Source organism: Kineococcus aurantiacus (assembly GCF_013409345.1).
Lineage (GTDB): Bacteria > Actinomycetota > Actinomycetes > Actinomycetales > Kineococcaceae > Kineococcus > Kineococcus aurantiacus.
Genome location: NZ_JACCBB010000001.1, coordinates 1,513,879 through 1,540,175 on the forward strand (window position 1 = coordinate 1,513,879; position 26,297 = coordinate 1,540,175).

The 26,297-nt window shown below is 74.0% G+C and carries 25 protein-coding genes and 2 riboswitches; of the genes, 13 read left to right on the plus strand and 12 right to left on the minus strand.

What is annotated here, in order from left to right; translation table 11 throughout:
- Window positions 1-23: 23 nt before the first annotated feature.
- Complete coding sequence (gene aqpZ, locus BJ968_RS07255; RefSeq protein WP_179756342.1) at window positions 24-845, plus strand: aquaporin Z; 822 nt, start codon at window positions 24-26, stop codon at window positions 843-845.
- 15 nt (window positions 846-860) lie between these two features.
- Here the strand turns inward: aqpZ and yidD are convergent, their stop codons facing one another.
- Window positions 861-1,157 carry a membrane protein insertion efficiency factor YidD gene (gene yidD, locus BJ968_RS07260; RefSeq protein WP_179750520.1) on the minus strand — a complete coding sequence of 99 codons (297 nt, stop codon included), beginning with the start codon at window positions 1,155-1,157 and terminating at the stop codon, window positions 861-863.
- 36 nt (window positions 1,158-1,193) lie between these two features.
- A complete protein-coding gene (gene corA, locus BJ968_RS07265) occupies window positions 1,194-2,291 on the minus strand; it encodes a magnesium/cobalt transporter CorA (protein ID WP_179756344.1) in 1,098 nt (365 codons plus the stop codon).
- A 479-nt stretch (window positions 2,292-2,770) separates the two neighbouring features.
- Here corA and ypfJ point away from each other — a divergent pair, with 479 nt between their 5' ends.
- Window positions 2,771-3,688, plus strand: coding sequence for a KPN_02809 family neutral zinc metallopeptidase (gene ypfJ, locus BJ968_RS07270; protein ID WP_179756346.1), 918 nt, complete (start codon window positions 2,771-2,773; stop codon window positions 3,686-3,688).
- A 54-nt stretch (window positions 3,689-3,742) separates the two neighbouring features.
- On the opposite strand, the gene BJ968_RS07275 is transcribed toward ypfJ, so the two are convergent.
- Window positions 3,743-4,957: an NADP-dependent isocitrate dehydrogenase gene (locus tag BJ968_RS07275; protein WP_179750522.1), complete on the minus strand. Its 1,215-nt coding sequence runs from the start codon at window positions 4,955-4,957 to the stop codon at window positions 3,743-3,745.
- 110 nt (window positions 4,958-5,067) lie between these two features.
- Between BJ968_RS07275 and BJ968_RS07280 the strand changes: the two genes are divergently transcribed.
- Window positions 5,068-6,690 (plus strand): carboxyl transferase domain-containing protein, encoded by a 1,623-nt coding sequence (locus tag BJ968_RS07280; protein ID WP_179750524.1) that lies wholly within the window; start codon window positions 5,068-5,070, stop codon window positions 6,688-6,690.
- 38 nt (window positions 6,691-6,728) lie between these two features.
- On the plus strand, window positions 6,729-6,971 hold the full coding sequence (locus tag BJ968_RS24240; RefSeq protein ID WP_218884906.1) for an acyl-CoA carboxylase subunit epsilon: 243 nt from the start codon (window positions 6,729-6,731) through the stop codon (window positions 6,969-6,971).
- Between the two features lie 22 nt (window positions 6,972-6,993).
- Here BJ968_RS24240 and BJ968_RS07290 read toward each other — a convergent pair whose 3' ends face one another.
- Genes BJ968_RS07290 through sfnG form a run of 4 tightly spaced genes read right to left on the minus strand, consistent with a single transcriptional unit; the run spans window position 6,994 to window position 10,722 of the window.
- On the minus strand, window positions 6,994-8,133 hold the full coding sequence (locus BJ968_RS07290) for a membrane dipeptidase (protein ID WP_179750526.1): 1,140 nt from the start codon (window positions 8,131-8,133) through the stop codon (window positions 6,994-6,996).
- Between the two features lie 44 nt (window positions 8,134-8,177).
- Complete coding sequence (gene idi / locus BJ968_RS07295; protein WP_179750528.1) at window positions 8,178-8,708, minus strand: isopentenyl-diphosphate Delta-isomerase; 531 nt, start codon at window positions 8,706-8,708, stop codon at window positions 8,178-8,180.
- Window positions 8,709-8,727: 19 nt separating this feature from the next.
- Window positions 8,728-9,522, minus strand: a complete 795-nt coding sequence (locus tag BJ968_RS07300; protein ID WP_179750530.1) for an N-acetylmuramoyl-L-alanine amidase — start codon at window positions 9,520-9,522, stop codon at window positions 8,728-8,730.
- A 54-nt stretch (window positions 9,523-9,576) separates the two neighbouring features.
- Window positions 9,577-10,722 carry a dimethylsulfone monooxygenase SfnG gene (gene sfnG, locus BJ968_RS07305; protein ID WP_179750532.1) on the minus strand — a complete coding sequence of 382 codons (1,146 nt, stop codon included), beginning with the start codon at window positions 10,720-10,722 and terminating at the stop codon, window positions 9,577-9,579.
- A gap of 11 nt (window positions 10,723-10,733) precedes the next feature.
- Window positions 10,734-10,816: riboswitch (SAM riboswitch) on the minus strand.
- 138 nt (window positions 10,817-10,954) lie between these two features.
- A riboswitch (SAM riboswitch) is annotated at window positions 10,955-11,064 on the plus strand.
- A 149-nt stretch (window positions 11,065-11,213) separates the two neighbouring features.
- Between sfnG and BJ968_RS07310 the strand changes: the two genes are divergently transcribed.
- Genes BJ968_RS07310 through BJ968_RS07320 form a run of 3 tightly spaced genes read left to right on the plus strand, consistent with a single transcriptional unit; the run spans window position 11,214 to window position 13,931 of the window.
- Window positions 11,214-12,218, plus strand: coding sequence for an ATP-binding cassette domain-containing protein (locus BJ968_RS07310; RefSeq protein WP_179750534.1), 1,005 nt, complete (start codon window positions 11,214-11,216; stop codon window positions 12,216-12,218).
- On the plus strand, window positions 12,215-13,033 hold the full coding sequence (locus BJ968_RS07315; RefSeq protein WP_343077879.1) for a methionine ABC transporter permease: 819 nt from the start codon (window positions 12,215-12,217) through the stop codon (window positions 13,031-13,033). The genes BJ968_RS07310 and BJ968_RS07315 overlap by 4 nt, the downstream gene beginning before the upstream one ends.
- A complete protein-coding gene (locus BJ968_RS07320) occupies window positions 13,023-13,931 on the plus strand; it encodes a MetQ/NlpA family ABC transporter substrate-binding protein (RefSeq protein ID WP_179750537.1) in 909 nt (302 codons plus the stop codon). Before BJ968_RS07315 ends, BJ968_RS07320 begins: the two co-directional genes overlap by 11 nt.
- Before the next feature lie 141 nt (window positions 13,932-14,072).
- On the opposite strand, the gene BJ968_RS07325 is transcribed toward BJ968_RS07320, so the two are convergent.
- The 5 genes from BJ968_RS07325 to BJ968_RS07345 all read right to left on the minus strand — a co-directional run bounded on the left by BJ968_RS07325 (window position 14,073) and on the right by BJ968_RS07345 (window position 18,587).
- Window positions 14,073-14,885, minus strand: a complete 813-nt coding sequence (locus BJ968_RS07325) for a TIM barrel protein (protein ID WP_179750539.1) — start codon at window positions 14,883-14,885, stop codon at window positions 14,073-14,075.
- A gap of 28 nt (window positions 14,886-14,913) precedes the next feature.
- Window positions 14,914-15,306, minus strand: coding sequence for a C-glycoside deglycosidase beta subunit domain-containing protein (locus tag BJ968_RS07330; RefSeq protein ID WP_179750541.1), 393 nt, complete (start codon window positions 15,304-15,306; stop codon window positions 14,914-14,916).
- A gap of 10 nt (window positions 15,307-15,316) precedes the next feature.
- Window positions 15,317-16,306, minus strand: a complete 990-nt coding sequence (locus BJ968_RS07335) for a sugar phosphate isomerase/epimerase family protein (protein WP_179750543.1) — start codon at window positions 16,304-16,306, stop codon at window positions 15,317-15,319.
- Window positions 16,303-17,745, minus strand: a complete 1,443-nt coding sequence (locus tag BJ968_RS07340) for an MFS transporter (protein WP_179750546.1) — start codon at window positions 17,743-17,745, stop codon at window positions 16,303-16,305. Before BJ968_RS07340 ends, BJ968_RS07335 begins: the two co-directional genes overlap by 4 nt.
- Window positions 17,746-17,912: 167 nt before the next feature.
- Window positions 17,913-18,587 carry a TetR family transcriptional regulator gene (locus BJ968_RS07345; protein WP_179750548.1) on the minus strand — a complete coding sequence of 225 codons (675 nt, stop codon included), beginning with the start codon at window positions 18,585-18,587 and terminating at the stop codon, window positions 17,913-17,915.
- A gap of 136 nt (window positions 18,588-18,723) precedes the next feature.
- Between BJ968_RS07345 and BJ968_RS07350 the strand changes: the two genes are divergently transcribed.
- From BJ968_RS07350 to BJ968_RS07375, 6 genes are read left to right on the plus strand one after another with little or no spacing between them, the layout of a single operon-like run.
- Window positions 18,724-19,272 carry a flavin reductase family protein gene (locus tag BJ968_RS07350; RefSeq protein ID WP_179750550.1) on the plus strand — a complete coding sequence of 183 codons (549 nt, stop codon included), beginning with the start codon at window positions 18,724-18,726 and terminating at the stop codon, window positions 19,270-19,272.
- A 29-nt stretch (window positions 19,273-19,301) separates the two neighbouring features.
- A complete protein-coding gene (locus BJ968_RS07355; RefSeq protein ID WP_179750552.1) occupies window positions 19,302-20,408 on the plus strand; it encodes an LLM class flavin-dependent oxidoreductase in 1,107 nt (368 codons plus the stop codon).
- Complete coding sequence (locus BJ968_RS07360) at window positions 20,405-22,795, plus strand: glycoside hydrolase family 3 N-terminal domain-containing protein (protein WP_218884908.1); 2,391 nt, start codon at window positions 20,405-20,407, stop codon at window positions 22,793-22,795. The genes BJ968_RS07355 and BJ968_RS07360 overlap by 4 nt, the downstream gene beginning before the upstream one ends.
- Window positions 22,792-24,342 carry a GMC oxidoreductase gene (locus BJ968_RS26425; RefSeq protein ID WP_179750554.1) on the plus strand — a complete coding sequence of 517 codons (1,551 nt, stop codon included), beginning with the start codon at window positions 22,792-22,794 and terminating at the stop codon, window positions 24,340-24,342. Before BJ968_RS07360 ends, BJ968_RS26425 begins: the two co-directional genes overlap by 4 nt.
- Window positions 24,339-25,274 carry a TIM barrel protein gene (locus BJ968_RS07370; RefSeq protein WP_218884910.1) on the plus strand — a complete coding sequence of 312 codons (936 nt, stop codon included), beginning with the start codon at window positions 24,339-24,341 and terminating at the stop codon, window positions 25,272-25,274. Before BJ968_RS26425 ends, BJ968_RS07370 begins: the two co-directional genes overlap by 4 nt.
- A complete protein-coding gene (locus BJ968_RS07375; protein ID WP_179750556.1) occupies window positions 25,271-26,227 on the plus strand; it encodes a TIM barrel protein in 957 nt (318 codons plus the stop codon). Before BJ968_RS07370 ends, BJ968_RS07375 begins: the two co-directional genes overlap by 4 nt.
- The last annotated feature ends 70 nt before the right edge of the window (window positions 26,228-26,297 follow it).

Sequence of the window (26,297 nt, forward strand, 5' to 3'; positions counted from 1 at the left end):
AGGAGATGACCGTGCCCAGCACCCTGTCCCGCCGCCTGACCGCCGAGTTCCTCGGCACCTTCTGGCTCGTGCTCATCGGCTGCGGCTCGGCCGTGCTCGCCGCGGCCTTCCCCGACGACGCCAACGCGACCGGCATCGGGCTGTTCGGCGTCTCCGCCGCCTTCGGCCTGGCCGTCGTGACGATGGCCTACGCCGTCGGGCACCTGTCCGGCGGCCACTTCAACCCCGCCGTCTCCCTCGGCCTGCTGCTGGCCCGGCGGCTGCCCGCGCGCGACTTCCTGCCCTACGTCGTCACCCAGGTCGTCGCCGCCACCGCCGCGGCCGCGGTCCTGTACGCGGTGGCGAGCGGGAAGGCGGGCTTCTCGGCCTCGGAGTCGGGGTTCGCCGCGAACGGGTACGGCGAGCACTCCCCCGGCGGGTACTCCCTGGCCGCCGGCCTGCTGGCCGAGGTCGTCCTGACGGCCTTCTTCGTCCTGGTGATCCTCGGGTCCACCGACCGGCGCGCCCCGCAGGGCTTCGCCCCCCTGGCGATCGGCCTGGCGCTGGTGGCCATCCACCTCGTGGGCATCCCCGTCACGAACACCTCGGTGAACCCGGCCCGCTCCACCGGGCAGGCCCTCTTCGTCGGCGGCTGGGCGCTGACCCAGCTGTGGGCGTTCTGGGTCGCCCCGCTCGTCGGCGCCGCCGTCGCGGGCCTGGCCTACCGGGGGCTGACCGGCGACACCGGGACGACCGCCGCCTCCCGCGAGGGGCAGCCGGTGGAGAAGGCCCGCAGCGACGCCGCCGACGCGACCGTCGACCTCACCGCCCCCGAGGCGCAGCAGGCCGCGCGCGGCCGGGACTGACCCCGGCGGGACGGCTCAGCGGCCCCGGCCCCCGAAGCGGAACGGGATCGGGATGCCGCCCAGGCAGCAGACCCCCTGCACCTCCATCGGCGCCAGCAGCAGCGCGGCGCGGTAGCAGGCCAGGAAGCGCAGCGCGCTCGGCGCGAGGGACCCCAGCACGCCGCGCCGGCGCACGGACGAGCGCACCGCGGCCGAGCAGGACGGCCCGCCGTGGGCGACGCGGTGCGCGCACGACCACCCCTTGCGGGGCGACAGCGAGCGTTGGTACCGGGCGATGGCCCAGTCGACCGACCGGGCGGCGGGGCTGTTCATCCCCTCACGCTAGGTGCGGAGCGGGTGACCCGCGCGTCACAACCAGCCGCGCCTCTTGAAGATGACGAACAGCGTGACGCTCAGGCCGAGCATCAGCGCCAGCGCCAGCGGGTACCCGTACCGCCAGTCCAGCTCGGGCATGTGCGTGAAGTTCATGCCGTAGATGCCCCCCACGAGGCTGGGGGCGAAGAGGATGGCCGCCCACGAGGAGATCTTCTTGACCTCCTCGCTCTGGGCGAAGCTGGCTTCGGTCAGCGACCGCATCTCCTCGTTCTGCCGCTGCCCGACCAGGGTCGCGTTGACCGTGAGGATGTCGCGCAGCTGGTTGCGGTAGTTCTCGATGCGCTCGATGGCCACCGTGACGTGGTCGGCCACGTCGCGCAGGTAGCGCTGGAGCTCCTCGTCCACCCGGTACTTGGTGAAGCCGCCGCTGAGACCGGCAAGGATGGCGCTCAGGGGCGTCACCGCGCGCTGGAAGTCCACGACCTCCTGCGACAGCTCGTAGATGCGCCGCGAGACCGTGGGGTCCCCGGTGAACACCTGGGTCTCGATCTCGTCGATGTCGTTCTCCAGGCCCCTCAGGACCGGCCCGTAGCCGTCCACCACGGTGTCGAGGATCGCGTAGAGGATCGCCTCGGTGCCGCGCCCGAGCATCTCCGGGTCCGCCTCCAGGCGCTTGCGGACCGGCGCGATGCTGGGCGACTCGGCGTGCCGGACGGTGATGACGAAGTCGTGGCCGATGAACAGGTGCAGCTCGCCGAACTCGACCTTCTCGGAGGCGTCGTCGTAGCTGGCGGCCCGCAGCACGACGAACAGCGTCGAGCCGTAGCGCTCCAGCTTGGGCCGCTGGTGGGCCAGGACGGCGTCCTCGACGGCGAGCTCGTGCAGGCCGAACTCGGCGGCCAGGGAGTTCAGCTCCTCCTCCGCCGGCCGGTACAGCCCCATCCACGCGACGCGGCCGGCGACCTGGCGCAGCGAGCGGACGGTGCTCACGAGGTCGGTCGGGGAGTCGACGCGGTGCCCGGCCTCGTAGACGCCGCTGTCGATGAGGCTGCTGCCGCGGGCCATCGGCTCGGAGGGGATCGCCCCGTCGAGGGCGAGGTTGCGCGAGGGCACCATGCCCCGTCGTCCCATCGACGGCAGCGGCAGACGGCGGCGGGGCACGGCGACCTCCTCGGGGGCTCTCGGTGCGGCTCCTGTCGCCGCGCACCGGGGTCAGTGTGCCGCCTCCGCGACCCCCGCCCGCGCCGGGAGCCCCCCTCCGGCGCAGCCGGGGCGCGGCGGCCGCCCCTTCCTCCGCGCCGTCACCGTGGCGTCGCTCGGCGACGGATCGTCGCCCAGCGGAGCGCGGCGGCCGAGGATCCGGGAGGTCGCCGTGGACCACCCTGCGCGCGCGGTTCACGGCCTGCGACGTGGCCACCGGGGACGTGCCCGCCGGGCCGTACCGCGTCCGGGCCGACGTCGAGGAGGCCGGCCCGACCGCGAGCGCGCGCGTGGGCCACCTCCCCTGCGCGAACAGCCTCTTCGCGGCCGTGGCGCAGCCGTCCGGCGGGCCGACCGGCGGCCCCTCCGGCAGGATCGCCCCGTACGCGCACGAACGAGGGGGGACGGCCATGAGGTACCGGGACGACGCGAGCCTGGACCCCGGTGGGGTCGAGGACCGCCGCGGCGGCGGGGGTGGACGGACCGTCGCGCTCGGCGGGGGCGGCCTGGGGATCGTGGGGATCCTGGTCCTCGTGCTCTTCCAGGTCCTCGGCGGCGGCGGGTCGGGCGGGTCGGCCCAGCAGGGCGCCTCCGTCTTCGACCAGCTCGGCTCCGGGCAGGTGCAGACCGCCGACGGCGCCCAGCTCGCCGCCTCGTGCCGCACGGGCGCCGACGCCAACGCGCGGCGCGAGTGCGCCGTCGTCGCCGACATCGAGTCGATCCAGGACTACTGGGGCGCCACGCTGGGCTCGCGCTACGTCCCGACCGACACCGTCTACTTCCAGGGGTCGACGCAGACCGGCTGCGGCGCGGCCTCGTCGGGGACGGGACCGTTCTACTGCCCGGCCGACCGGCTCGTGTACCTGGACCTGTCGTTCTTCGACGAGCTGACCTCCCGGTTCGGCGCGGAGGGCGGCGCCTTCGTGGACGCCTACGTCCTGGCCCACGAGTACGGCCACCACGTGCAGCACCTGCTGGGCACGACGGACCAGGTGCAGGCCGGGGTCACCGGCCCCGACAGCGGCAGCGTGCGCCTGGAGCTGCAGGCCGACTGCTACGCGGGGACGTGGGCCAACCACGCCACGACCGTGCCGGACGACTCCGGCGCCCCGCTCATCTCCGACCTCACCCAGGACGACGTCGACCGGGCCCTGGACGCCGCCGCCCGCATCGGCGACGACTTCATCCAGACCAACCTCGGCGGCGGCCGCGTCGACCCCGGCAGCTTCTCGCACGGGACCTCCGAGCAGCGGCAGCGGTGGTTCACGACGGGCCTGCGCACGGGCGACCCCGCCCAGTGCGACACCTTCGCCACCCAGAGCCTGTGAGACGCCGGACGGCCCCGCACCCGGGAGGGTGCGGGGCCGTCCGTGCGCGCGGCCTCAGGCCAGGCGCGCGGCGAGGTTCTCGTCGAGGGAGCCGAGGAACTCCTCGGTCGTCTGCCAGGCCTGGTCCGGCCCCACCAGCAGCGCGAGGTCCTTGGTCATCTTGCCGCTCTCGACGGTCTTGATGACGACGTCCTCGAGCGTCTCGGCGAAGCCGGTCACCTCGGGGGTGGAGTCCAGCTTGCCGCGGTGCGCGAGCCCGCGGGTCCAGGCGTAGATCGACGCGATCGGGTTCGTCGACGTCGGCTTGCCCTGCTGGTGCTGGCGGTAGTGGCGCGTCACGGTGCCGTGCGCGGCCTCGGCCTCGACGACCGAGCCGTCCGGGGTGGTCAGCACCGACGTCATGAGGCCCAGGGAGCCGAAGCCCTGCGCGACGGTGTCGGACTGCACGTCGCCGTCGTAGTTCTTGCAGGCCCAGACGTAGCCGCCCTCCCACTTCAGGGACGCGGCGACCATGTCGTCGATGAGGCGGTGCTCGTAGGTGATCCCGGCCTCGTCGAACTTCGCCTTGAACTCGCTCTGGAAGACCTCCTCGAAGATGTCCTTGAAGCGGCCGTCGTAGGCCTTCAGGATCGTGTTCTTCGTGGACAGGTAGACCGGGTAGCCGCGCGAGAGGCCGTAGTTGAGCGACGCGCGGGCGAAGTCGAAGATCGAGCTGTCGAGGTTGTACATCGACAGCGAGACGCCGGCGCCCGGCGCCTGGAAGACCTCGTGCTCGATGGGCTCCCCGCCGTCCTTGGGGGTGAAGGTCACGGTCAGCGTGCCCTCGCCGGGGAACTTGAAGTCGGTGGCGCGGTACTGGTCGCCGTAGGCGTGCCGGCCGACGATGATCGGCTTGGTCCAGCCCGGCACCAGGCGCGGGATGTTGCTGATGATGATCGGCTCGCGGAAGATCACGCCGCCGAGGATGTTGCGGATCGTCCCGTTCGGGGACCGCCACATCTTCTTGAGCCCGAACTCCTCCACGCGCGCCTCGTCCGGCGTGATGGTGGCGCACTTGACGCCGACGCCGGCCTTCTGGATGGCGTGCGCCGCGTCGATCGTCACCTGGTCGTCGGTGGCGTCGCGGTGCTCGACCCCGAGGTCGTAGTACTCCAGGTCGACGTCGAGGTACGGGTGGATCAGGCGGTCCTTGATGAACTGCCAGATGATGCGGGTCATCTCGTCACCGTCGAGCTCGACGACCGGACCCTGGACCTTGATCTTCGCCACTGCGCTTGTCCCCTCCGACTCACTGGGCATGTCTCTCGACGTCAAGCTACCGCTCGCGCCGCCCCCAGCCTTCACCGCGGGGGCCCGCTTGTCACGTACGCTGCGCCTCCGTGAGCAGTCTGGAGACCCCGCAGCCGATCGACGAGCAGCTCGACCCGCGGACCACGGCCGGTCAGCTCGCGGGGCTGCACGCCCGGACGGACGCCGCCGTGCGGGCCGCCGACGAGCGCGCCGCCGCCAAGCAGCACCCCCGCGGCAAGAAGACCGCCCGCGAGCGCATCGCGGCCCTCGTGGACGAGGGCTCCTTCGTCGAGCGCGGCGGGCTGGTCCGCAGCCGGGCGACGGCCTTCGGGATGGCGGCCAAGCACGTCGACGGCGACGGCGTCGTGACGGGCTACGCCACGGTCGACGGCCGCCCCGTGTGCGTGTACGCGCAGGACTTCACGGCCTTCGGCGGCTCCCTGGGCGAGGAGCACGGCGCCAAGATCGCCGAGCTGCAGGACTTCGCCGCCACGACGGGCTGCCCCGTCGTCGGCATCAACGACGGCGGCGGCGCCCGCATCCAGGAGGGGGTCGCCTCCCTCGTGCAGTACGCGCGGATCTTCCGCCGCAACGTGCACGCCTCCGGCGTCGTCCCGCAGGTCTCCCTCATCCTGGGGCCCTCGGCCGGCGGGGCGGTCTACTCCCCCGCCCTGACCGACCTCACCGTGATGGTCGACGAGACCTCGCACATGTTCGTGACGGGCCCGGACGTCATCCGCACCGTCACCGGGGAGGACGTCGGCTTCGAGGAGCTCGGCGGCGGGCGCACCCACGCCACCCGCTCGGGGGTGGCCCACCACCTGGCCGCCGACGAGGACGAGGCCATCGCCTACGTGCGCGAGGTCCTGTCCTACCTGCCCTCGAACAACCTCTCGGAGGCGCCGCTGCTGCCGCCCGAGCACGTGCGCGACCTCGTCGTCGACGAGGACGACCTGGTGCTCGACGGCATCGTCCCGGACTCCCCCAACCAGCCGTACGACATGACCGCCGTGATCGGCGCCATCGTCGACGACGAGGAGTTCTGCCAGGTCCACGAGCTGTTCGCCCCCAACGTGCTCACGGGCTTCGCGCGCATCGAGGGCCGCCCGGTCGGCATCGTCGCCAACCAGCCGCAGCAGCTGGCGGGCACGCTGGACATCGACGCCTCGGAGAAGGCCGCGCGGTTCGTGCGGCTGTGCGACGCGTTCAACCTGCCGGTGCTGACGTTCGTCGACGTCCCCGGCTTCCTGCCCGGCACCGACCAGGAGTGGAACGGCATCATCCGGCGCGGGGCGAAGCTGCTGTACGCCTACGCCGAGGCGACCGTCCCGCTGGTCACGGTCATCACCCGCAAGGCGTACGGCGGCGCGTACATCGTCATGGGCTCCAAGGAGATGGGCGCCGACGTGTGCCTGGCCTGGCCCAGCGCGCAGATCGCCGTCATGGGCGCGCAGGGCGCGGTGAACATCCTGCAGCGCGGCGCGCTGAAGGCCGCCGCCGAGGCCGGTGAGGACGTCGACGCCAAGCGCCGCGAGCTCGTCGACGACTACGAGCTGCAGCTGGCCAACCCCTACGTGGCCGCCGAGCGCGGCTTCATCGACGCGGTGGTCGCGCCGAGCCAGACGCGCGTGCAGGTCGCGCGGGCCCTGCGGGCGCTGGCCACCAAGCGCGCGACGCTGCCGGCCAAGAAGCACGGCAACATCCCCCTCTGACCTCCAGCCCACCCACGACCCACCCGCAGGAGGACCTCGTGAGCGACGACGCCGCCCAGGGCATCACCGAACTGCTCGCCGCGCTGCGGATCGAGCGGGGCAACCCCGAACCGGAGGAGCTCGCCGCCCTCACGGTCGTGCTGACCTCGCAGCTGCGGCGGCCGGTCCCGCAGGCGCCGCTGCCGGCCCCGCGGTCGCGGTGGTCCGATCCGCGCCACACCCTCGGCCTGGCGCCCGTGCCCGGCCAGGGGTCCTGGCAGGCCAGCGCCCTGCCCCGGTAGGCCCGACCCGCCCGGGGCGCGGTCAGTCCACGGACGTGCCGTCCTGCGCGGCCTCGAGGACCCGCAGCACGTTCCCGCTGGTCAGACCCCGCAGGTCGGCCGCCGACCAGCCGCGGTCGGCGAGCGCCCGCAGCAGCACGGGGTAGCACGAGACGTCCCCGAGGCCGACCGGGAGCTCGTCGACCCCGTCGAAGTCACCGCCGAGGCCGAGGTGCTCCACCCCGACGACCTCCCGGGCGTGCTCGAGGTGGGCGACGACGTCGTCCACGGTCGCGACGGGCCGGGGGTTGGCGTCCAGCCACGCGCGGTAGGGCGCCAGGGCCCCGGCGTCGCCCTCGGGGTCGTAGGGGGCGCCGGTCAGCCCCAGGCGCGCCTGCTCGGCCGCGGTCGCGGCGCGGTGGTCGGCGCAGGCCTGGTTCACGAAGGCCGGCACGAACGTGACCATCAGGACGCCCCCGTTGACCCGCAGGCGCTCCAGCACCGCGTCGGGGACGTTGCGCGGGTGGTCGGTGACGCCGCGGGCGCTGGAGTGGGAGAAGACCACCGGCCGGGTCGTGACGTCCAGGGCGTCGTGCATGGTGCGTTCGTGGACGTGCGACAGGTCGACGAGGACGCCGGTGCGGTTCATCTCGGCCACGACCTCGCGGCCGAAGCCGGTGAGGCCGTGGTCGACGGGTTCACCGGTGGCCGAGGCCGCCCACGGGGTGTTGTCGTTGTGGGTCAGCGTCATGTAGGCCAGGCCGGCGCGCCGCAGCTCCCGCAGCACCCCCAGGGAACCGGCGATGCTCTGCCCCCCTTCGGCGCCGGGCAGCGAGGCGATGAGCCCGTCGGCCACCGCGGCCCGGACGTCGGCCGCGGTCGGGGTCCAGCGGAACACGTCGGGGTGGGCCAGCACGAGCCGGCGGACGAGGTCGATCTGCTCGAACGTGGCGGTCACCGCGGTCGGGTGGTCCCAGTGCGAGGGGACGAACACCGACCAGAACTGGGCCCCCACCCCGCCGGCCCGCAGTCGCGGGACGTCGGTGTGCAGCGACGGCTGTCCCGCGGCGAGACCGGCGGCGACGGGGTCGGAACCGTAGTCCTCGCGGATCCGCCAGGGCAGGTCGTTGTGGCCGTCGAAGACGGGGTGGTCCTCCAGGACGTCGTCGCGCAGGTCGAGCACGGGGGGAACGTACTCCCCCGCCCGGCGGCGGCCGTCCCGGGCGCTCAGAGCTCGCGCAGCTGCAGCAGCATCCACGGGCTGAAGGGCGTCGGGTCGGCGGCGACCTCGGCGCGCAGCTGCTCCAGCGACACCCAGCGGGACCCGTCGACCTCCGACGGGTCGGGGTCCAGCTCCCCGTCCAGCCGCGCCGAGAAGACCGGGCAGATCTCGTTCTCCACGGTCCCGTCGTGCATGACCGCGCGGTAGCGGAACATCGGCAGCTGCGGCTCCACGGCCGTGACGGGCGTCCCCAGCTCCTGCACGGCGCGCCGGGCGACGGCCTCGGCCGGCTCCTCCCCCGGGCCGGGGTGGCCGCAGAACGAGTTCGTCCACACCCCCGGCCAGGTGCGCTTCACCGCGGCGCGGCGGGTCAGCAGCGTGCGGCCGGCGTCGTCGAAGACCCAGCAGGAGAACGCCAGGTGCAGCGGGGTGCTGGTGTGGTGCACGTCGGCCTTGGGCGCGGTGCCGCACGGGGTGCCGTCGTCGGTCAGGAGCACGACGAGTTCCACGGCGGGGTCTGCGGGCGCGAGGGTCACCCCCGCACCGTAAGCGCTCCTAGGGGGTGTTGCGCGCGAGGAACGCCGTGACCCCGTCGGCGACCCCCTGCGCGGCGCGCTGGCGCCAGGCCGGGTCGGTCATCAGCGCGGCCTCCCCGGCGTTGCGCATGTTGCCCGACTCCAGCAGGACCGACGGGGTCCGCGCGAGGTTGAGGCCGGCGAGGTCGGTGCGGCGCGTCAGGCCCGGCTCGACGAGGTCGCCCAGGTAGGTGGCCCGCGGCAGGCCCGTCGCCGCGCCGAACGCCGCCAGCAGGTCCCGCGCGGCCACGTCGGAGGCGTCCAGGACCGCGGCGTTCCCGCCGTCGGGCGCGGGCCCGGGTTCGACGACGTGGTAGCCGGTGGCGGTCGTGGGGGCACCGTCGGCGTGGATCGAGACCGCCAGGGCCGCGCCGGCGTCGTTGGCGAGGGCCGCGCGGGCGTCGACGCAGGGCCCGACGCCGGTGTCGTCGGTGCGGGTCAGCACGACCGTGACGCCGCCGGCGCGCAGCAGGTCCGCGACGCGCAGGGCGACGTCGAAGGCGTACGCGTGCTCGGGGTACCCGTCGTCGGTGGCGGTCCCGGTGGTGTTGCAGGGCTTCTCGAAGCCGCCCGCGGGGACGGGCGCGGCGATCTGCTCCGGGTGCGCGGCGTTGCCGCCGTTGTGCCCCGGGTCCAGGACGACCACGGGGGCCGGCGGGACGGGCGCCGCGGCGGGCGCGGCGCCGCTGACCGGGGGCGCGGCGGGTGCGGCCGGCGCGGGCCCGGAGCAGGCGCACAGCGCCGCCACGAGGAGGAGGACCGGGAGCCGCCGCACAGCCCCAGCCTGCCACGGGCGGGCGGGGGGTGCGTGGTGGCTCCCGGCGCGGGGTCAGGCCGGGACGGGCGTGGTCGCCGCGGCGACGGCCGCGTCGAGCTCGGCGCCCAGCTGCAGGTCCTCCCCCGCCGCCAGCCGCGCCTCGAGCTCGCGCACGCGCGGGATGACGAGCTCCCCGAACGCCTCGACCTCCTCCTTGACGTGCAGGAAACCCAGCAGCAGCAGGTCGACGCCGACGAGGCGGTAGGCCAGCACGCGCCGGGCGACCTCGTCGGGGGTCCCCACCAGGCCGGTGCGGAAACCGTCGTTGTACTGCACGAGGTCGCGGAACTCGCTGTCCGCCCACATGCCCTTGCCGTCCTTCGTCGCGTTCCCGGCCTCCTGCACGGCCGCCCCGAAACCCTCGACCTTGACGCGGTCGGCCTTGGCGATGATCTCCTCCAGGACGGCCTCGGCCTCGGCGCGGGTGTCGCGCACGACCGCGAAACCGTTGATCCCGAACCGGATCGACCGGCCGTTCAGCGCGGCCTGGGCCGAGACCTCGCGCACACCGGCGGCGGCGTCGGCGATCGACTTGCCGTTCATGAAGTACCAGTCCGAGACCCGCCCCGCCATGGCCTGCGCCGCAGTGGAGTTCCCGCCCTGGAACAGCTCCGGGGCGACCTTCGGCTGGGGACGGAACGTGATGTCGGAGGCGTTGAAGAACTCCCCGGACTGGCTGTAGCCGTCCTCGCTCCACACCCCGCGCAGCAGCTCGATGAACTCCTCGGACTGCCGGTACCGGTCGTCGTGCTCGTGCCAGGTGACGCCGAGCTGCGTCGCCTCGTTCTTGAACCACCCCGAGACGACGTTCAGCGCCAGGCGGTCGTTGGTCAGTTCCTGCGCGGTCGCCGCGAACTTGGCGAGCACCCCGGGGTGCCAGAAGAACGGGTGCACCGCGGCGATGACCTTGAGCCGCTCGGTGGCCAGCAGCAGCGCCAGGGAGAACGACGTGGACTCGTGCTGAGCGTCGGCGCCGTAGGAGGCGAGGTAGCGCACCTGCGTCAGGGCGTACTCGAAACCGACGCGCTCGGCGGCGCGGGCCACCTCGACGTTGTAGGCGGGGTCGTGGCTGGTCCGCTGCTCGATGGTGGAGACGACCAGGCCCCCCGAGACGTTGGGGACCCAGTAGGCGAACTTCAGGGGCTCGTGCAGGGACATCGGTGTGCCGTCCTCCATCGGTCCTGGCGGTAGCACCCCCGTGGGGTTGCTGCGGCGTCGTCGAGCCAGGTCTCTCAGCCGCTCTGGATGGGATCACCGCAGCGTACCCCGCCGCGGACGGCCCGTGCAGCCGAACGTTCCGGTACCCGGCCCCGACCGGTTGGGGGACAACGGTTGTCGGAGACGCCGAAGCGCTTGACGCCGTCGGCGCGGACCTGTCATGGTCGAGACAGGTCATGAGCGCCAGCGTCAAGCCCCGGCTCGCTGGCCGGCAACCCTGATCCGTCGTGGGGTGCTCCGGGTGAGGACCAGGTCCACGGGAGGCGTGGGCAAGGACGACCCGGGAGACCGACGTGACGAAGGCCTGTCGCCGCTCGCGCTGAGCACGCCCCGACCCTCCCCCGTGAGGACCCCCGCACCGAGCCGCAGCTGCGCGCCCGGTCGCTCCCGCACGCCCCGACGAGCTCATCGACGCCGCCCCGGAGGACGACGTGATCGAACTGCGCCACCTCACCAAGACGTACGGCGACCCGCCGCACGCCACCACCGTCCTGGACCACCTCGACCTGACCGTCCCCGCCGGCAGCATCACGGCCGTCGTGGGCCCCAGCGGCGCCGGCAAGAGCACCCTCGCCCAGTGCGTGACGCTGCTGACGCGACCCACGTCCGGGTCGGTCGTCGTCGCCGGTCAGGACCTCACCGACCTGCGCGGGGACCGCCTGCGCGCGGCCCGCCGCCGCATCGGCACGATCTTCCAGTCCGACGGGCTGCAGACCCGCCGCACCGCCGCGCAGAACGTGGAGCTGCCGCTGCGCTACCTCGGCGTCGTGCCCCGCGACCGCCGCCGCCGCGTCGCGGAGCTGCTCGAGCGCGTCGGCCTCGCCGGTCACGCCGACCGCTACCCGCACGAGCTGTCCGGCGGGCAGCGCCAGCGCGTCGGCATCGCGCGCGCCCTGGCGCTGCGGCCCACCGTCCTGCTCTCGGACGAGGCGACGTCCGGGCTGGACCCGGAGGCGACCGCGTCGATCACGGCGCTGCTGCGGGAACTGCGCGACGACCTCGGCCTGGCCATCCTGTTCATCACCCACGAGATGGACACCGTCGTCGACGTCGCCGACGCCGTCGCCCGCCTCGACCACGGCCGGATCGTGGAGTCGGCCCCGCTGCTGGACGTCCTGCGCGACCCCGGTTCCCCCGTCGGGGCGGCGCTGCTGCCCCGGCGGCCCGTCAACGCCGCCACCGGGCTCGTCGTGTGGGACGTGCACTACCGCGGCGACGGGGTCCCCGCGGACTGGCTGACCAGCTCGGCGCGCGAGCTCGGCCACGACCTGGCCCTGCTCGGCGCCTCCGTGGGCACCGTCGCCGGGACCACCGTCGGCCACGCCACCCTCGGGGTGCCGCGCTCGGTCGACCCGGCCGACCTGCGCACCGCCCTCACCCGCCGCGGCCTGCACGCGCAGGTCGCCCCCGCCGACCGTGAACTGGACCTCGTGTGATCCCCTCCGCGTCCCCCCTGGCGCTGCCCGCGGCGTCCGGTCTCGACACCCCGCTGGACGAGATCCCCGCCCTCATCGCCCCCGCCCTGCTCGACACCCTGCTCATGGTCGGGATCGTCATGACGATCGTCGTCCTGCTCGGGGTCCCGATCGGGGTCCTGGTCCACAACCTGGCCCCTGGCGGGCTGCTGGAGAACCGCGTCGCGCACACCGCGCTGAGCTGGGTCGTCAGCACCGGCCGATCGCTGCCGTTCCTCGTCCTCATGGCGGCGCTCGTGCCCTTCACCCGGTTCGTCACGGGCACCAACATCGGGATCCGGGCGGCCGTCGTGCCGATGGTCCTGGCCGGCACCGCGTTCTTCAGCCGCATCGTGGAGAACTCGCTGCGCTCGGTGCCGCCGAACCTCGTGACGGTCGCGCAGGCCTCGGGCGCCTCACCGCTGCAGGTCATCACGTCCGTGCAGCTGTCCGAGGCGGCGCCCTCGATCGTGGGCGGGCTGACCATCAACACCATCGCGATGATCGAGTACTCCGCCATCGCCGGGACCATCGGCGCGGGCGGCATCGGCTACGTCGCCGTCACCTACGGGTACCAGCGCTTCGACCACGCCGTGATGATCGCCACCATCGTCGTCCTCGTCGCGCTCGTCGCGACCGTCCAGCTCGTCGGTGACGCCGTCGCCCGCGCCGCCGACCCCCGCACCCGCCGCCGTTCCCGGCGCCGCCGCGCCACCGCGCGCACCAGCACCCCCGCCACCACCCCCGCCACCACCCCCGCCACCACCCCCGCCACGGAGGAGACCCTTGTCCACTGAGACCCGCCCCACCCCCACCGACGACCACGGTTTCGAGGTCCGCCGGCGGCGGCTCTGGCCGTTCGTCGCCGGGGGTGCCGTCGTCGCCCTCGGGGTCACCGCCGCCCTGGTCGTCCCCCGCCTCGGCGGGGAGGAGACGGCCAACACGCAGGCCGGGGCGACGCTGTACGTCGCCACCGCCGAGGGCAACGCCCGCGAGCAGGCGCTCATCGAGTACGTCGCGCAGGAGGTCGCCCCTGCGCACGGCATCAAGGTCGCGTTCAAGGCCCTGGCCGACTCCAACACCATCAACCGCGCCGTCAGCGACGGTGAGGTCGCCGGCACGATCTACCAGCACGAGCTCTGGCTCGGTCAGGTGCTGCAGGCGAACCCCGACTTCCGCGAGGAGGCCGCCACCCCCGTGTTCCGGTGGGGCTTCGGGCTGTGGTCGGCCAAGTGGAAGAGCCCCGAGGAGATCCCGGACGGCGGGACGATCTCGCTGTACTCCGACCCGGCCAACGAGTCGCAGGGGTTGTTCGTGCTGCAGGAGGCCGGCCTCATCACGCTGAAGCCCGGCACCGACGTCGGTTCCGCCACGGTGGACGACATCGCCACGAACCCGAAGGGCCTAAAGTTCACGCTGCTCGACTTCGGCGCCCAGTCCCGCGCCCTGCCCGACCTGGACGGGGCCGTCGGGTACACCGAGTACTACCTCGCGGCGAAGATCCCGATCGAGCAGCAGATCTTCGCCCCCACCGCCCCCGACGAGTTCGCCGGTCAGCTGACCATCGGCTCGCGGTGGAAGGACACCGAGAACATCGAGAAGCTCGTCGAGACGTTCCAGGACCCGAAGGTCCAGGAGTACCTCGCCACGAACCCCGAGGTGGCCGGCGTCCTGCTCCCGCTGAACGGCGCCTGACCCCCGCCTCTTCCCGCTCGAAGCACGGTTCGGGCCCTCGAGGGAGTCTCTCGAGGGCCCGAACCGTGCTTCGAGCGGGGAACGCGGGCGGCCAGGTGGGTCGGGCGGGTGGAGGTGGGTCGAGGTGAGGGGGGCGGGGCCTCAGCGGGCGAGGGCCCCCAGGTCCGCCAGGACCGCGCGAAGGTGGCGGGTGGACTCCTCGGACGGCACGGTCGGGAAGTACTCCAGGCCCACCGGGCCGTCGTAGCCGGCCGCGGTCAGCGCCCGGAACGTGGCGGCCCAGTCGATCGACCCTGTGCCCGGTTCGCCGCGGCCGGGGGCGTCGGCGACCTGCACGTACCGCACGAGCGGGCCGGCCTGGGCGAGGACCTGCACGAGGTCCTCGGACTCGACCCGGGAGTGGTAGACGTCCAGCAGGACGCCGAACTGCGGGGAACCGACGGTGCGGGCGACGTCGAGCGCGTCGGCCGTGCGGTCCAGCAGCGTGCCGGGGTGGTCGACGCGGGTGTTCACCGCCTCCAGGACCAGCACGACACCGGACCCCTCGACGAGTTCCAGGGCGCGGGTGTAGATCCCGGCGAGCTCGTCGTGCTGCTCCTGCCGCTTGCGGCCGCCGAACCCGGTGCCGCCCTGCACGACGATGCGCGGGCACCCCAGGTCCGCCGCGATGCGGGCCCCCTCCTCGATGCCCCGGTAGAAGTGGCTGTGGTCCTTGGGCGGGATCATGAACTGGGTGCGCGGTTCGGCCAGCTGGGCCTCCAGCCGCACCCCGGTCTCCTGCAGGGCGTCCTTGAGCGCCGCGAGGTCCTTGGGCTTGGCGGGCGCGTCCTTGCCGGTGGGGCCCCACATCTCCACCGAGGTGAAACCGGCGGCGGCCGCGGCGCGGACGCGGTCGTGGTAGTCGCCGTGCTCGGTGAAGAGCAGTTCGATGTTCGGCGCGAGCCGGTGGGTCACGGGTTCTCTCCTCTGGTCGGGGGGGGGTTCAGGCGGACAGTTCCACCGCGGCCCGGGCCCGGCCGCCGCCGGGGACGGGCATGTACGAGATGCGCAGGCGCTGGCTGACCTCGACGTCGTGCATGCCCGGGGCGAGCCCGCCGGGGTGGGCGACGGCCACCGTCGCGACCTCGCCGAGCTCCCAGCGGTCCTCGACGACCTCACCGAGGCCGGTCAGCGGGTAGCTGTTGCCGTGCACCGTGAAGGTCGTGCGCTCGGGGGCGGCGCGGACGCCGTCGACGGTGACCGCCACGTCCTCGACCATGGACAGGCCCAGGCCGCGGTAGTAGGGCATCCGCACACCCAGCTCGAACCCGGTGGTGCGGCCGTCCTCCACGACGTTGCGCAGGGTGCCGGGGACGATGACGTACTTCTCGAACACGGTCGTCTCCTCAGTTCTCGTGCCGGGCCAGGAGGCGCTCGAGCATGGCGTGGTGCCGGGTGACCTGCTCGACGGAGTCGACCGGGTGGGCGTCCTGGATGTGCCGGTTGCCCTCGTACTCGCTGGACAGGCACCCGGAGAAGCCGCCCTCGACGAGGACGTCGACGATGCGGTCGTAGGGGATGGAGTACTCCGTCCCCTCGTCGGTCATCTCGTAGAACTTGGCCTGGACGTGGTGGGTGCGGTGGATCTGCTCCAGCAGCATCCGCGGGTCCCGCCACGTGTAGTGGGTCGCCTGCCGCGCCAGCCCCACCTCGACGGGACCACCGCCCAGGTAGTTCACGGTGTCCATGAGGCCGTGGACGTCGCCGTGGTCGTCGTAGGTCTTCACGACCAGGTCGACGACCTCGGGCCGGGCGCCCTCGCGCAGCGCGCGCTCGGAGGCCACGCGGGGGAACCGCTCGACGAAGCACCCGAGGTCGGGCATGAACCCCAGCGCGGGGCTGTCGAGGGCGTCCATGACCTCCAGGTGCCGCAGCACCCACGGGTGGGCGTAGTGGAAGGGGGCGTGCACCTCCAGCAGCAGCTGCACCCCCGCCTCCTCGGCGTACGGGGCCGCGTCGCGCAGGACCTCCGCGGGGGTGCTGATGATGGCGCGCAGCTTGGTCGTGCCGAGCCGCACGGCGAGGTCGACGTCGCGGCGCACCGAGGCGACCTGCTCGTCGTGGGTGAGCCGGCGACCGGGGTGGCGCAGGGTGTCGAGGAAGAAGTCGTAGGCCAGCGGCCGGGTGCCGAACTCGGCCATCGTGTCGTGCCAGTCGCGGACCCACTCGTCGCTGACGTGCGGGAACCCGGGGATCGACTGCTCGGGGATGATCTCGATGTCGAGGGCACCGATCTTCGCGGCGACCGCGACGGCGTCGCGCACCGTCATGGTCCGCAGGAAGAACTCCTCCTGGAAGCTGTACAGGCTCACCCCGCGGGTGATGCGGTGGCTCATCGGACGTCCTCCGGGGACTGGTGGGGGCGGGAGGGGTGGGTGGGGACGGTGACGCCGGACGGGACGTCGGACGGGGCGCCGGACGGGACGTCGGACCAGAGGAGGACGACGACGGCCTGGGCGGCGACGAGGACGACGGGCGCCAGGAGGTACAGGGCGCTGATCGTCCCGGCGGCCGAGCCCGGCACCGCCGGGTCGTAGCCGGCCCCGGCGAGGGCGTAGGCGACGGCGGCCGCGCCGAGCGCCGACCCCACCTTCAGCGCGAAGCTGACGCTGGCCGACACCAGCCCCTCGTCGCGGCGGCCCGAGACCCGTTCCTGGTGCTCGACGGCCTCGGCGACCATCGTGAACATCGAGGTCATGGACAACCCGATGGCCAGCGTCGCCACGGCGTAGACCGCGACGAACACCCCGAAGCGGGACTCGACCAGGCTCAGCGCGGCCCACCCGGTCCCGCCGACGGCGAGGGCGAGCAGGTTCCCGCGGCGGATGCCGAGACGGCGGTAGTACCGCGGGGCGAGCAGGCCGCCGACGAGCATGGCGCCGGAGACGAGGGGCAGCAGGATCGAGATGGCCGACGGCCGCTGCAGCACGACGAGGGCGTAGTAGACGGTGACGGCCAGCACCAGGCCGAGGCGGACGAAGTTCAGCACGCCGTAGACGGACGTCACGACCCACGCGCGGTTGCGCAGCAGGCCCCGCAGGCTCGCGCGCAGGTCCGCCCTCACGTCCCCCCTCGCGTCCAGGGCGACCGGCTCGGCCGCGACCGCGTGGCGCTCGCGGCACCCGGCGAAGGTGCAGGCGAAGAAGACGATGCTGAGGGCGCTGTAGAGGACGGTCGCGACGGTCCAGCCGTGCTGCCCGCCGCCGAGGGCGGCGACCAGGGGGGTGGTGGCGGCGGTGACGACGATCGTCCCGACGGAGGAGCCGACGCTGCGCAGCGCGCCCAGCTGCATCCGCTCCTCGCGGTCGCGGGTCATCATCGGCATGAGCGCGCTGTAGGGGACGTTCACCAGCGAGAAGAGGATGCCCAGCGTCAGGTAGGTGACGAAGGCGTAGACGAGCTTGCCGGTGTCGCCCACGTCGGGGACGGCGAACGTGAGGACCCCCAGGACGCCGAAGGGGACGGCGGCGAACAGCAGGTAGGGCCGCGCCCGGCCGAACCGCGTGCGGGTCCGGTCGACGAGCACCCCGATGAAGGGGTCGATCACGGCGTCGAGCAGGCGCGCGACGAGGAACAGGGTGCCCAGCAGGGCGATCGGGACCCCGGCGACGTCGGTGTAGTAGAAGAGCAGGAAGGAGCCGACGAAGTTCCAGGAGAGGTTCGAGGCGAGGTCACCGGCCCCGTAGGCGAGTTTCTCGCGGCGCCGCAACCGCGCGGGGCCGGCAGGGGCGGGGGCGGGCGGGGCGACGGTGCTCCGCACCGGCAGGTGGGTCATGCTCTCCGCTCCTTCGCGCAGGTGTCTGCCGCCACTGTGCGGCACCGCGGGCCGGGAACGGAAATAGGCATCCGGCATCGTGCGCATCAGCGGTGTCGATGCCACCCGGGGCCGTCCGGGGGGGGTCGTCCGGGGGCCGGGGGCCGGGGGCGCGCCCGGGCGGGGCCTCAGGTCCCGTCGGGGGTGAGCAGGAAGGAGGAGACCATCGAGGCCAGCCGTTCCACCATGACGTCGACCTCGGGCCCGGAAGCGCCCTCGACGGTGCTGCCCAGGCCCAGCCGGCGGGCGATGACGCTGTAGACGACGGTGTGGCACCAGTGCACCGCGGCCTCGGGGTCGGCGCGGCGGATCTCCTCGCGGTGGCGCAGCAGGCCGTCGCAGAAGGCGGCGACCTCCCGCTCGGAGGAACGCCGGCCGGCCCGGGCCACCTCGGGGTCGTGGACCGCGCGCAGCATGAAGGGCCGCAGGACGCCGGCCTCGGCCTGCAGCAGCCGGGCCAGGGCCGCGACGAGGGCGCTGACGGTCCCGGTGAGCGTGGGGTGCCCGGCTGCGGCCTCCCCCAGGGCGGTGAGGGTGGCGGCGTCGATGCGCTCCAGCTCGCGCTGGTGGACGAGGCGCAGCAGGGCGTCCTTGCCGCGCACGCGGCCGTAGATGCTCCCGGTGGAGACCCCGGAGCGTTCGCTGACCTCGGCCAGGGTGAAGGAGTCGTCACCCCGCTCGCGCAGGAGCGACAGGGCCGCGTCCTGGACGCGGGCGAAGGACTCCTTGCTGCGGGCCTGCAGGGGTTCACGGATCGCGGGGGGCGTCTCGACGCCGGAGGTGGGGAGTTTCGGTTCCAGCACGGGGACTGAACCTAGCCGAGCCGCGCGCGGCGGTGGGCGGTTGACGCGGCGGGAGGCCCGGCCTACAGTTCCGAATGCACATTCTGATTCCACTCCGTTCGGTCCCGGCACCGTCGCCACCACCGGAAGGCCCGTGATGCTCGAGCCCACGACCGCTCCCCCACCCACCCCGCTGCGCCCCGCGGACGTGTCCGACCCGCGCAGCTTCCGCACCGTCCTGGGCCACGTCCCCACCGGCGTCACGCTCATCACCACCGGCCCCACCGGCGGGTCCACCGACGGGCAGCCCACCGCGGCGATGGTGGTCGGGACCTTCGGGTCGGTCTCCCTGGACCCGCCGCTGGTCTGCTTCCTGCCCGACCGCGCCTCGACGACCTGGCCGGTGGTCCGCGCCCACGGGCGGTTCACCGCCAGCGTCCTGGGCGCCGGCCAGCTCGACGTCTGCCGCGCCTTCGCCCGCAAGGAGGACGACCGCTTCGAGCGGTTCGGCTGGCACCGCACCGCGACCGGCGGCCACGTCGTGCCCGGCGCCGCCGCCTGGGTGGACTGCGAGGTCCACGACGTCCTGCCCGCCGGGGACCACGACGTCGTCCTGGCCCGCGTCCTGGCCCTCGGCGCGGACCCCGACGTCCCGCACTCCCTCGTCTTCTCCCGCGGCGCCTACGGCGCACCCGCCCCGCTCTGACCCCACCCGCGCCGACCCCGGAGGCCCCGATGCGCTTCTCGCTGTTCCTCACCACCCGTTCCACCGCCCCCTCCGAGGACCGCGCCGTGATGGACGCCCTCGTCGAGCACGTCGACCGCGGGGCCTCCCTGGGGTTCGACGCGGTGTTCCAGCCCGACCACCACTTCACCGGCTACGCGCCCCAGGCCAGCGACCCGTTCGTGTTCGCGGCCTACCTCGCGGCCCGGCACCCCGAGCTCTGGTACGGGTTCTCCGTGCAGACCGTGCCGCTGCACCACCCCGTGCGGTTCGCCGAGCGCCTGGCCCTGCTCGACCAGCTCACCGACGGCAAGCTCCTCGTGGGCGTGGGATCGGGCACCACGCCGGAGGAGTCCATCGGGTTCGGCGTGAACTTCCAGGACACCAGCCGCCTGTCGCAGGAGAACCTCGAGATCGTCGGCCGGCTGTTCGCCAAGAAGCCCGAGGACGAGCCCGTCCAGTTCTCCAACTCGCACTACTCCGGCGCCGTCGTCAGCCGCATCAGCCCTGCGCCGTACGGGAACCGCACGCCGACGATGATGCCCGTCGCGGCCCGCCCCTCCAGCACCGAGCGCGCCGCCCGCCTGGGCCAGCCCGCGTTCATCCTGAACTTCCTGCCCCCGCAGCAGATGACCCCGGAGAACCCGTTCGAGGTGTTCGCGGAGTCCTACCAGCGCTACCGCACGGCCCTGGAGGCGCAGGGCCACCCGCAGGCCGTCGTCGACCACGCCCTGGACTGGACCACCCACAGCTACCAGTACGTCCACCTCGCCGAGACCGACGAGCAGGCCGAGGCCGAGCTCGACGTCCTCCTGGGGCAGTACCAGCGCACCGTCGAGCGCGAGTTCGTGGCGAACAAGAAGGCCGAGGCCATCAGCGGCGTCGACCTGCGCGAACCCACCGACGGGACGACCCCGGAGTGGAAGCGCGTGTGGTGCCTGCACGGTTCCCCCGAGACCGTCACCGCCAAGCTCAAGGAGTACGCCGACCTCGGCGTGGGGAACCTCCTGGGCGGTTTCATGGGCGGTCCGCTGACCCCCGAGCGCCGCCGGGCCACCGACCAGTCGATGCGGCTGTTCGCCGAGCGGGTCATGCCGAACTTCCGGAACAGCAAGTGACGGTCGGCCCGGGCCACGACGCGGACGTCGCCGCCCTGCCCCCCGAGGCCCGCGCCGCGGCCACCGCCGGGGTCAACGGCTGGACCGCCCACGGGCTGCCGGAGGCCGGGGTCGGCGAGCTGACGCTCCTCGACGGCCCGCTGGGCCTGGTCAGCCGCACCATGGACGAGCGCGACACCGCGACCCTGCTGCCGTCGGGCACGTCGCTGGCGGCCAGCTGGGACCCCGACCTGGTGCACCGCGTCGGCGGGCTGCTGGGGGCCGAGGCCCGCGCCGAGGGCGTCGACGTCGTCCTGGGCCCCAACCTCAACCTGCCGCGCACCCCCTTCTCGGGGCGCGCCTTCGAGATGTTCTCCGAGGACCCCCACCTGACGTCCGTCCTGGGCGCGGCGTGGATCCGCGGCCTGCAGGAGCACGGCGTCGGGGCGTGCGCCAAGCACCTCGTCGCCAACGACACCGAGACGCGCCGGCAGGCCATGGACGTCGCCGTCGACGAGGCCGACCTGCGCGAGGTGTACCTCGCGCCGTTCGAGGCCGCCGTCGAGGCCGGGGCGTGGAGCGTGCTCACCGCCTACAACCGGGTGCGCGGGGAGCACTGCTGCGAGAACTCCGCGCTGCTGCGCGTCCTGAAGGACGAGTGGGGTTTCGACGGCGTCGTCGTCTCGGACTGGTTCGCCACCCGCGACACCGTCGCCTCCGCGCGCGCCGGGCTGGACCTGGAGATGCCCGGCGGCCCGCGGTTCTTCGGCCCCGCCCTGGCCGGGGCCGTGCGCGCCGGGGACGTCGACGACGCCCGGCTCACCGACGCCGCCGAGCGGGTCGCGCGGCTGGCCGAGCGGGTCGGGCGGCGCGCGGGGTTCTCCGCTCCCCCGGCCCCGGCCCCCCTCGCACCGGCGGAGCGCGTCGAGCTGCTGCGCGCGGCGGCCGCCGCCGGCACCGTCCTGCTCCACGACGACGGCGGCCTGCTGCCGCTGCGCACCGGGGCGGGCCGCACCCTGGCCGTCCTGGGCCCCGACGCCGTCGTGCCCTGCCTGCAGGGCGGCACCTTCGCCAAGGTCACCCCGGCCACCCGGCCCACCACCCCGGCGCAGGCCCTGGTGGACGCGTTCCCCGGCGCCGAGGTGGCCGTGGCCCCCGGCTGCGCGCCCCCGGGCCTGCAGCCGTTCGCCGAGGTCGTCCTGGAGGGTTTCGCCCCGGGCGCCGAGGAACCCGGCGCCACCCAGGTCCGGCCGACCTCGACGTTCGTCTGGTTCGGCGAGATCCCCGGCATCGGCGGTCCCGGGGTCGGGGGCCGGGTCCGGGTCAGCACCGAGTTCACCGCCGAGGTCGAGGGGACCCACGAGCTGCTGCTGGGCGGCACCGGGAACGGCGTCCTCCTGCTCGACGGTGAACCGCGCGCCACCTGGGCGGCCCCGGACCCCGCCGACGTCATGGGCGTCGTCGCGCGCGCCGACACCGTCGCCACCGGGGTCGCCCTGACGGCGGGGCAGCGCGTCCGCGTCGTCGGCGAGTTCGACCTCGTGCCCGGACGGGTCCAGTCGGTCACCCTCGGGTACCGCGCCCCGGCCCCGGCGGGGCTGCTCTACGACGCCGTGGCCCTGGCCGCGCGCGCCGACGACGTGGTCCTCGTCCTGGGCGACGACCGCAACGCCTCCCGGGAGAGCGCCGACCGGACGACGACCCACCTGCCGGCCGAGCAGCTGCGCCTGCTGCACGCCGTCGCCGCCGCCAACCCCCGCACCGTCGTGGTGCTCGACGCCGGGCACCAGGTCGACACGTCGTGGGCCGGTGAGGTCGGGGCCGTGCTCGTGCCCTGGTACGCCGGGGAGGAGTTCGGCCCGGCGCTGGCCGAGGTCCTGCGCGGGGACCGCGAACCCGGCGGGCGGCTGCCGCTGACGTTCGCCCGCTCCGACGCCGACTACCCCGGCCACGGGGTGGGGCTCGACGACGACCTCGTCCTGGACTACCGCCGCATCGAGCCCGCGGGCGCGGCGCACTTCCAGGCCGGCGGGCCCGTGCCCGCCTACGCCTTCGGGCACGGCCTGGGCTACACGACGTGGCGGCTCGGCGCGGTCCAGGCCGAACGGGACGGCGACGACGTGCTGGTGCACGCCGAGGTCGAGAACACCGGGGGGCGCGCCGGGGACGACGTCGTGCAGGTCTACGGCCGCGCACCCGGCGCGACGCGTTCCCGGCTGGTGGGTTTCGCCCGCGTGCACGCCCCCGCGGGGGCGAAGGTGGGGGCCACGATCAGGCTGTCGCACAGGGCGTTCCGCCGGTGGGACAGCACGGCGGGGCGCTGGGCCGTGCCGGGCGGCACGCACGTGCTGACCGTGGCCCGCTCGGCCGCGGACCCGCAGGCGCTCGAGCTGGAGGTGGAACGGTGACGGGACGGTACCCGGACGCGGTGGACGTCGCGGTCGTCGGCAGCGGGCCCGCGGGGGCCGCGTGGGCCCGGACGCTGCACGAGAACGCCCCGCAGCTGCGCGTGGCGGTCTTCGAGGTCGGGCCGGTGCTGTCCGACCCGCCGGGCGACCACGTGAAGAACATCGCCGACCCGCGGGCCCGGCGCCGGGCGCAGCGGGCCTCGGAGGGGCCGGCCGCCGAGGCCGACGCCGACCAGCCGCCCGCGAGCGCCGACGGCCGGCGCGGGCGGCCCGGCACGTTCCTGCTCGGCGACGGTTTCGCCGCCGGCGGCACGGGACTGCCCGTGGGGGCGATGTCCAGCAACGTCGGCGGCATGGGCGCGCACTGGACGTGCGCGTGCCCGCGCCCCGGCGGCACCGAGCGCGTCGACTTCGTCGAGGACCTCGACGAGCTGCTCGACGAGGCCGAGCGGCTCCTGGGGGTGAGCGCGCAGGCGCTGGCCGACGCGCCGCTGGCCGGGCAGGTGCGGCGGCTGCTGGGGGCGGCGCTGGACGCCGACCGCCCGGCCGGCCGCCGGGTCCAGCCCATGCCCCTGGCCGTGCGGCGGGAGGTGGACGGGACCGGGGCGGGCCGCCTGCACTGGTCCGGTCCCTCCGTCGTCCTGGGCGACGTCCTGGATCACGGGGTCGGGCTGCACCCCGAGACGCTGGTCGAGCGGGTGCTGCGCGACGACGGCGGCGCGGTCCGCGGGATCGCCGTGCGCGACCGCCGCGACGGGACGGCGGCCGAGGTCGCCGCCCGGGTCGTCGTCGTGGCCGCCGACGCCCTGCGCACCCCGCAGCTGCTGTTCGCCTCCGGGGTCCGCCCGCGGGCCCTGGGCCGCTACCTCAACGACCAGCCGCAGGTCCTGCTGGCCGTGCGGCTGCCCGACGAGGTCCTCGCCGGGGACCCCGTGGACGAGCACGCCGGCACCGCGATCGACGGCAGCAGCGGCGTCAGCTGGGTCCCCTTCGACGACGACCGGCACCCCTTCCACGGGCAGGTCATGCAGATGGACGCCTCCCCGGTGCCGCGGCCCGACCTGCCCGCCGACCGGCCCGGCGCCTACGTGGGCCTGGGCTGGTTCTGCGCCAAGGACGTGCGCGAGCAGGACCGCGTCGAGTTCGACGAGTCCGCGACCGACGACTACGGGATGCCCGCCCCGCGCGTGCACTACGGCCTCACCGCCGTCGACGCCGAACGGCTCGCCGCGGCGAAGGCGGCCATCACGGCGGCGGCCCGCGCGCTGGGCCGCCCCATCGACGACGCGCCGATCGAACTGCCCGCGGGCAGTTCCCTGCACTACCAGGGCACGACCCGGATGGGCCGCACCGACGACGGCACCAGCGTGTGCGACGTCAACGGTGAGGTCTGGGGAGTCCCGGGCCTGTTCGTCGCCGGCAACGGCCTGATCCCCACCGAGACGGCCTGCAACCCCACCCTGACCACCGTGGCGCTCGCCGTCGGTGGCGCCCGGCACGTCGCGAAGAACCTCGCGCACCGCACCGAAGGAGGAGACGGCTCGTGACCTACCGCTGGGCCTACATGGACCACTGGCGCGTGGACACCCCGCGCGGACCGCAGACGCAGTACGCCAACCGCCGCCTGATGGACGACTTCGTCAAGCAGATCGCCGCGGTCGGCTTCGAGGGCCTGGACATGTTCGACTTCCAGGTGTTCGGGCTGACCGGGATGTTCGGGTCCATCGGGAAGTACCAGGAGTACCTCCAGGACCACGGCATCGCCAAGATCGTGAACCTGTTCCGCGGCATCATGTACGACCCCCGGGTCGCCGACGCGCACGTGCGCGGGACCCACGACGAGATCGTCGAGAGCACCCGCCGGATGCTGGGGATGTGGTCGGACCTGCAGATCGAGAACCTCATCGTCATGCCGGCCAGCCTCTACACCTCGACCGCCCCCGTGACCGACGACAAGATCGCCGCGGCGGCGGAGTGCTGGACGCGGGTGGGCGAGATGTCCCTCACCGAGTTCGGCGTCCGCACCACCGGCCACCACGAGTTCTTCTGCGCGATCCGCACCTTCGAGGACATCGTGCGGTTCTACGAGCTGACCGACCCCCGGTACGTGAGCTTCTTCTGCGACACCGCGCAGCACTGCATCGCCGGGGTCGACCCCGTGGAGCTGTACGAGCGGCTGCACGACCGGGTCTCGGGCTTCCACTTCAAGGACACCCGCCAGCAGGACACCACGGGCGCCTACCAGCACCGTCCCGACGCCGAGCTCATGGCGCCGCAGACCGACCGCTGGTTCCACGAGATGGGCACCGAGGGCGGCCTGGTCGACTTCCAGCGCCTGGTGCGGGCGATGGACGCCCACGGCTACGACGGCTGGGTCACCGTCGAGCACGACAAGGCCAACATCGGCGGCGACTACGCCGAGAGCACCGCCCTGTCCATGTGGTACGCGAAGCAGGTCCTCGGGAAGGTGGCGTCGTGAGCATCCGCCGTGCGTACGCGGTGAACCAGTGGAAGCCGAACTTCGACGACTTCTGCCGCCCGGACGCGCACCTGCGCGCGTTCAAGACCGTCGTGGCGGCCGGTTTCACCGGGGTGGAACTGCGCGGGGGCACGGGCCGGTGGGACCCGCTGGGGCGGCCCTCCTCGATCGAGAACACCTACGGTTCGCTCGCGGCGTTCGGCAAGGTCCTGACCGACGTCGGGCTGGCCGCGGTGAGCAGCTGGGCCGTCGACCCCGGTGAACCCGTCGACGAGGAGCTGTCGCACGGGCGGTCGGTGCTGGACCGCGGGCAGCACGCCGCGATCGTGGAGTGGGCCCGTCCCTTCGCCGCCGCGCTGGCCGAGCTGGGCGGTTCGCGCCTGGTGGTGCGCGCCCTGCCGGCGGCCTGGCAGGTCGGGGCCGTGGACGACGCGGCGGTCGCGACGGCGGCGGAGTGCTTCGACGCGCTGGGGGCGATGACCGCCGGGCACGGGGTCCGCGTCTCGCTGCACGCCGACGTGCTGTCGGCCGCCGCCGACGACGACGTGCTGGACCGGCTGCTGGCCGCCACCGACCCCGCCGTCGTGGGCCTGACCGTGGACACCGGTGAGCTCACCCTGGCCGGGCTGGACCCGGTGGCGGTGGTCCGGCGGCACGCGGCGCGGCTGGACCACCTGCAGCTGAAGGACACCCGGTTCGTGGACACCGCCGGCGAACGGCTGCGACCGCACGCCGAGCACGCCTTCCTCACCGCCGGCGGCGACCGCGAGGTCGAGCGCTGGTTCTTCGAGGTGGGCACGCGCGGCGGCCTGGTCGACGCGCCCGCCGTCCTGGACGCCGCGCGCGGCGCCGGGTACGACGGGTGGGTCGTCTTCGAGAGCGAGCAGACGCCCAACCCGGCCTCGAGCGTCATGCTCAACGGCTGGTACGCCGGGCACCGCCTGGGTCTGTGACCGTGGCCGTGCCCGGTCCGCCGGGCACGGCCGACCGCCCCCCGGACCGTCCGCCGCGGCGCTCCCCACC

Excerpts from the sequence above, each read along its gene's own strand:
- BJ968_RS07335 (WP_179750543.1), bottom strand. The coding sequence starts at position 16,306 with ATGAGCCACCGCATCACCCGCGGGGTGAGCCTGTACAGCTTCCAGGAG.
- ypfJ (WP_179756346.1), top strand. The coding sequence starts at position 2,771 with ATGAGGTACCGGGACGACGCGAGCCTGGACCCCGGTGGGGTCGAGGAC.
- yidD (WP_179750520.1), bottom strand. The coding sequence starts at position 1,157 with ATGAACAGCCCCGCCGCCCGGTCGGTCGACTGGGCCATCGCCCGGTAC.
- sfnG (WP_179750532.1), bottom strand. The coding sequence starts at position 10,722 with ATGTCCCTGCACGAGCCCCTGAAGTTCGCCTACTGGGTCCCCAACGTC.
- BJ968_RS07355 (WP_179750552.1), top strand. The coding sequence starts at position 19,302 with ATGCGCTTCTCGCTGTTCCTCACCACCCGTTCCACCGCCCCCTCCGAG.
- corA (WP_179756344.1), bottom strand. The coding sequence starts at position 2,291 with ATGGGACGACGGGGCATGGTGCCCTCGCGCAACCTCGCCCTCGACGGG.
- BJ968_RS07340 (WP_179750546.1), bottom strand. The coding sequence starts at position 17,745 with ATGACCCACCTGCCGGTGCGGAGCACCGTCGCCCCGCCCGCCCCCGCC.
- BJ968_RS07350 (WP_179750550.1), top strand. The coding sequence starts at position 18,724 with ATGCTCGAGCCCACGACCGCTCCCCCACCCACCCCGCTGCGCCCCGCG.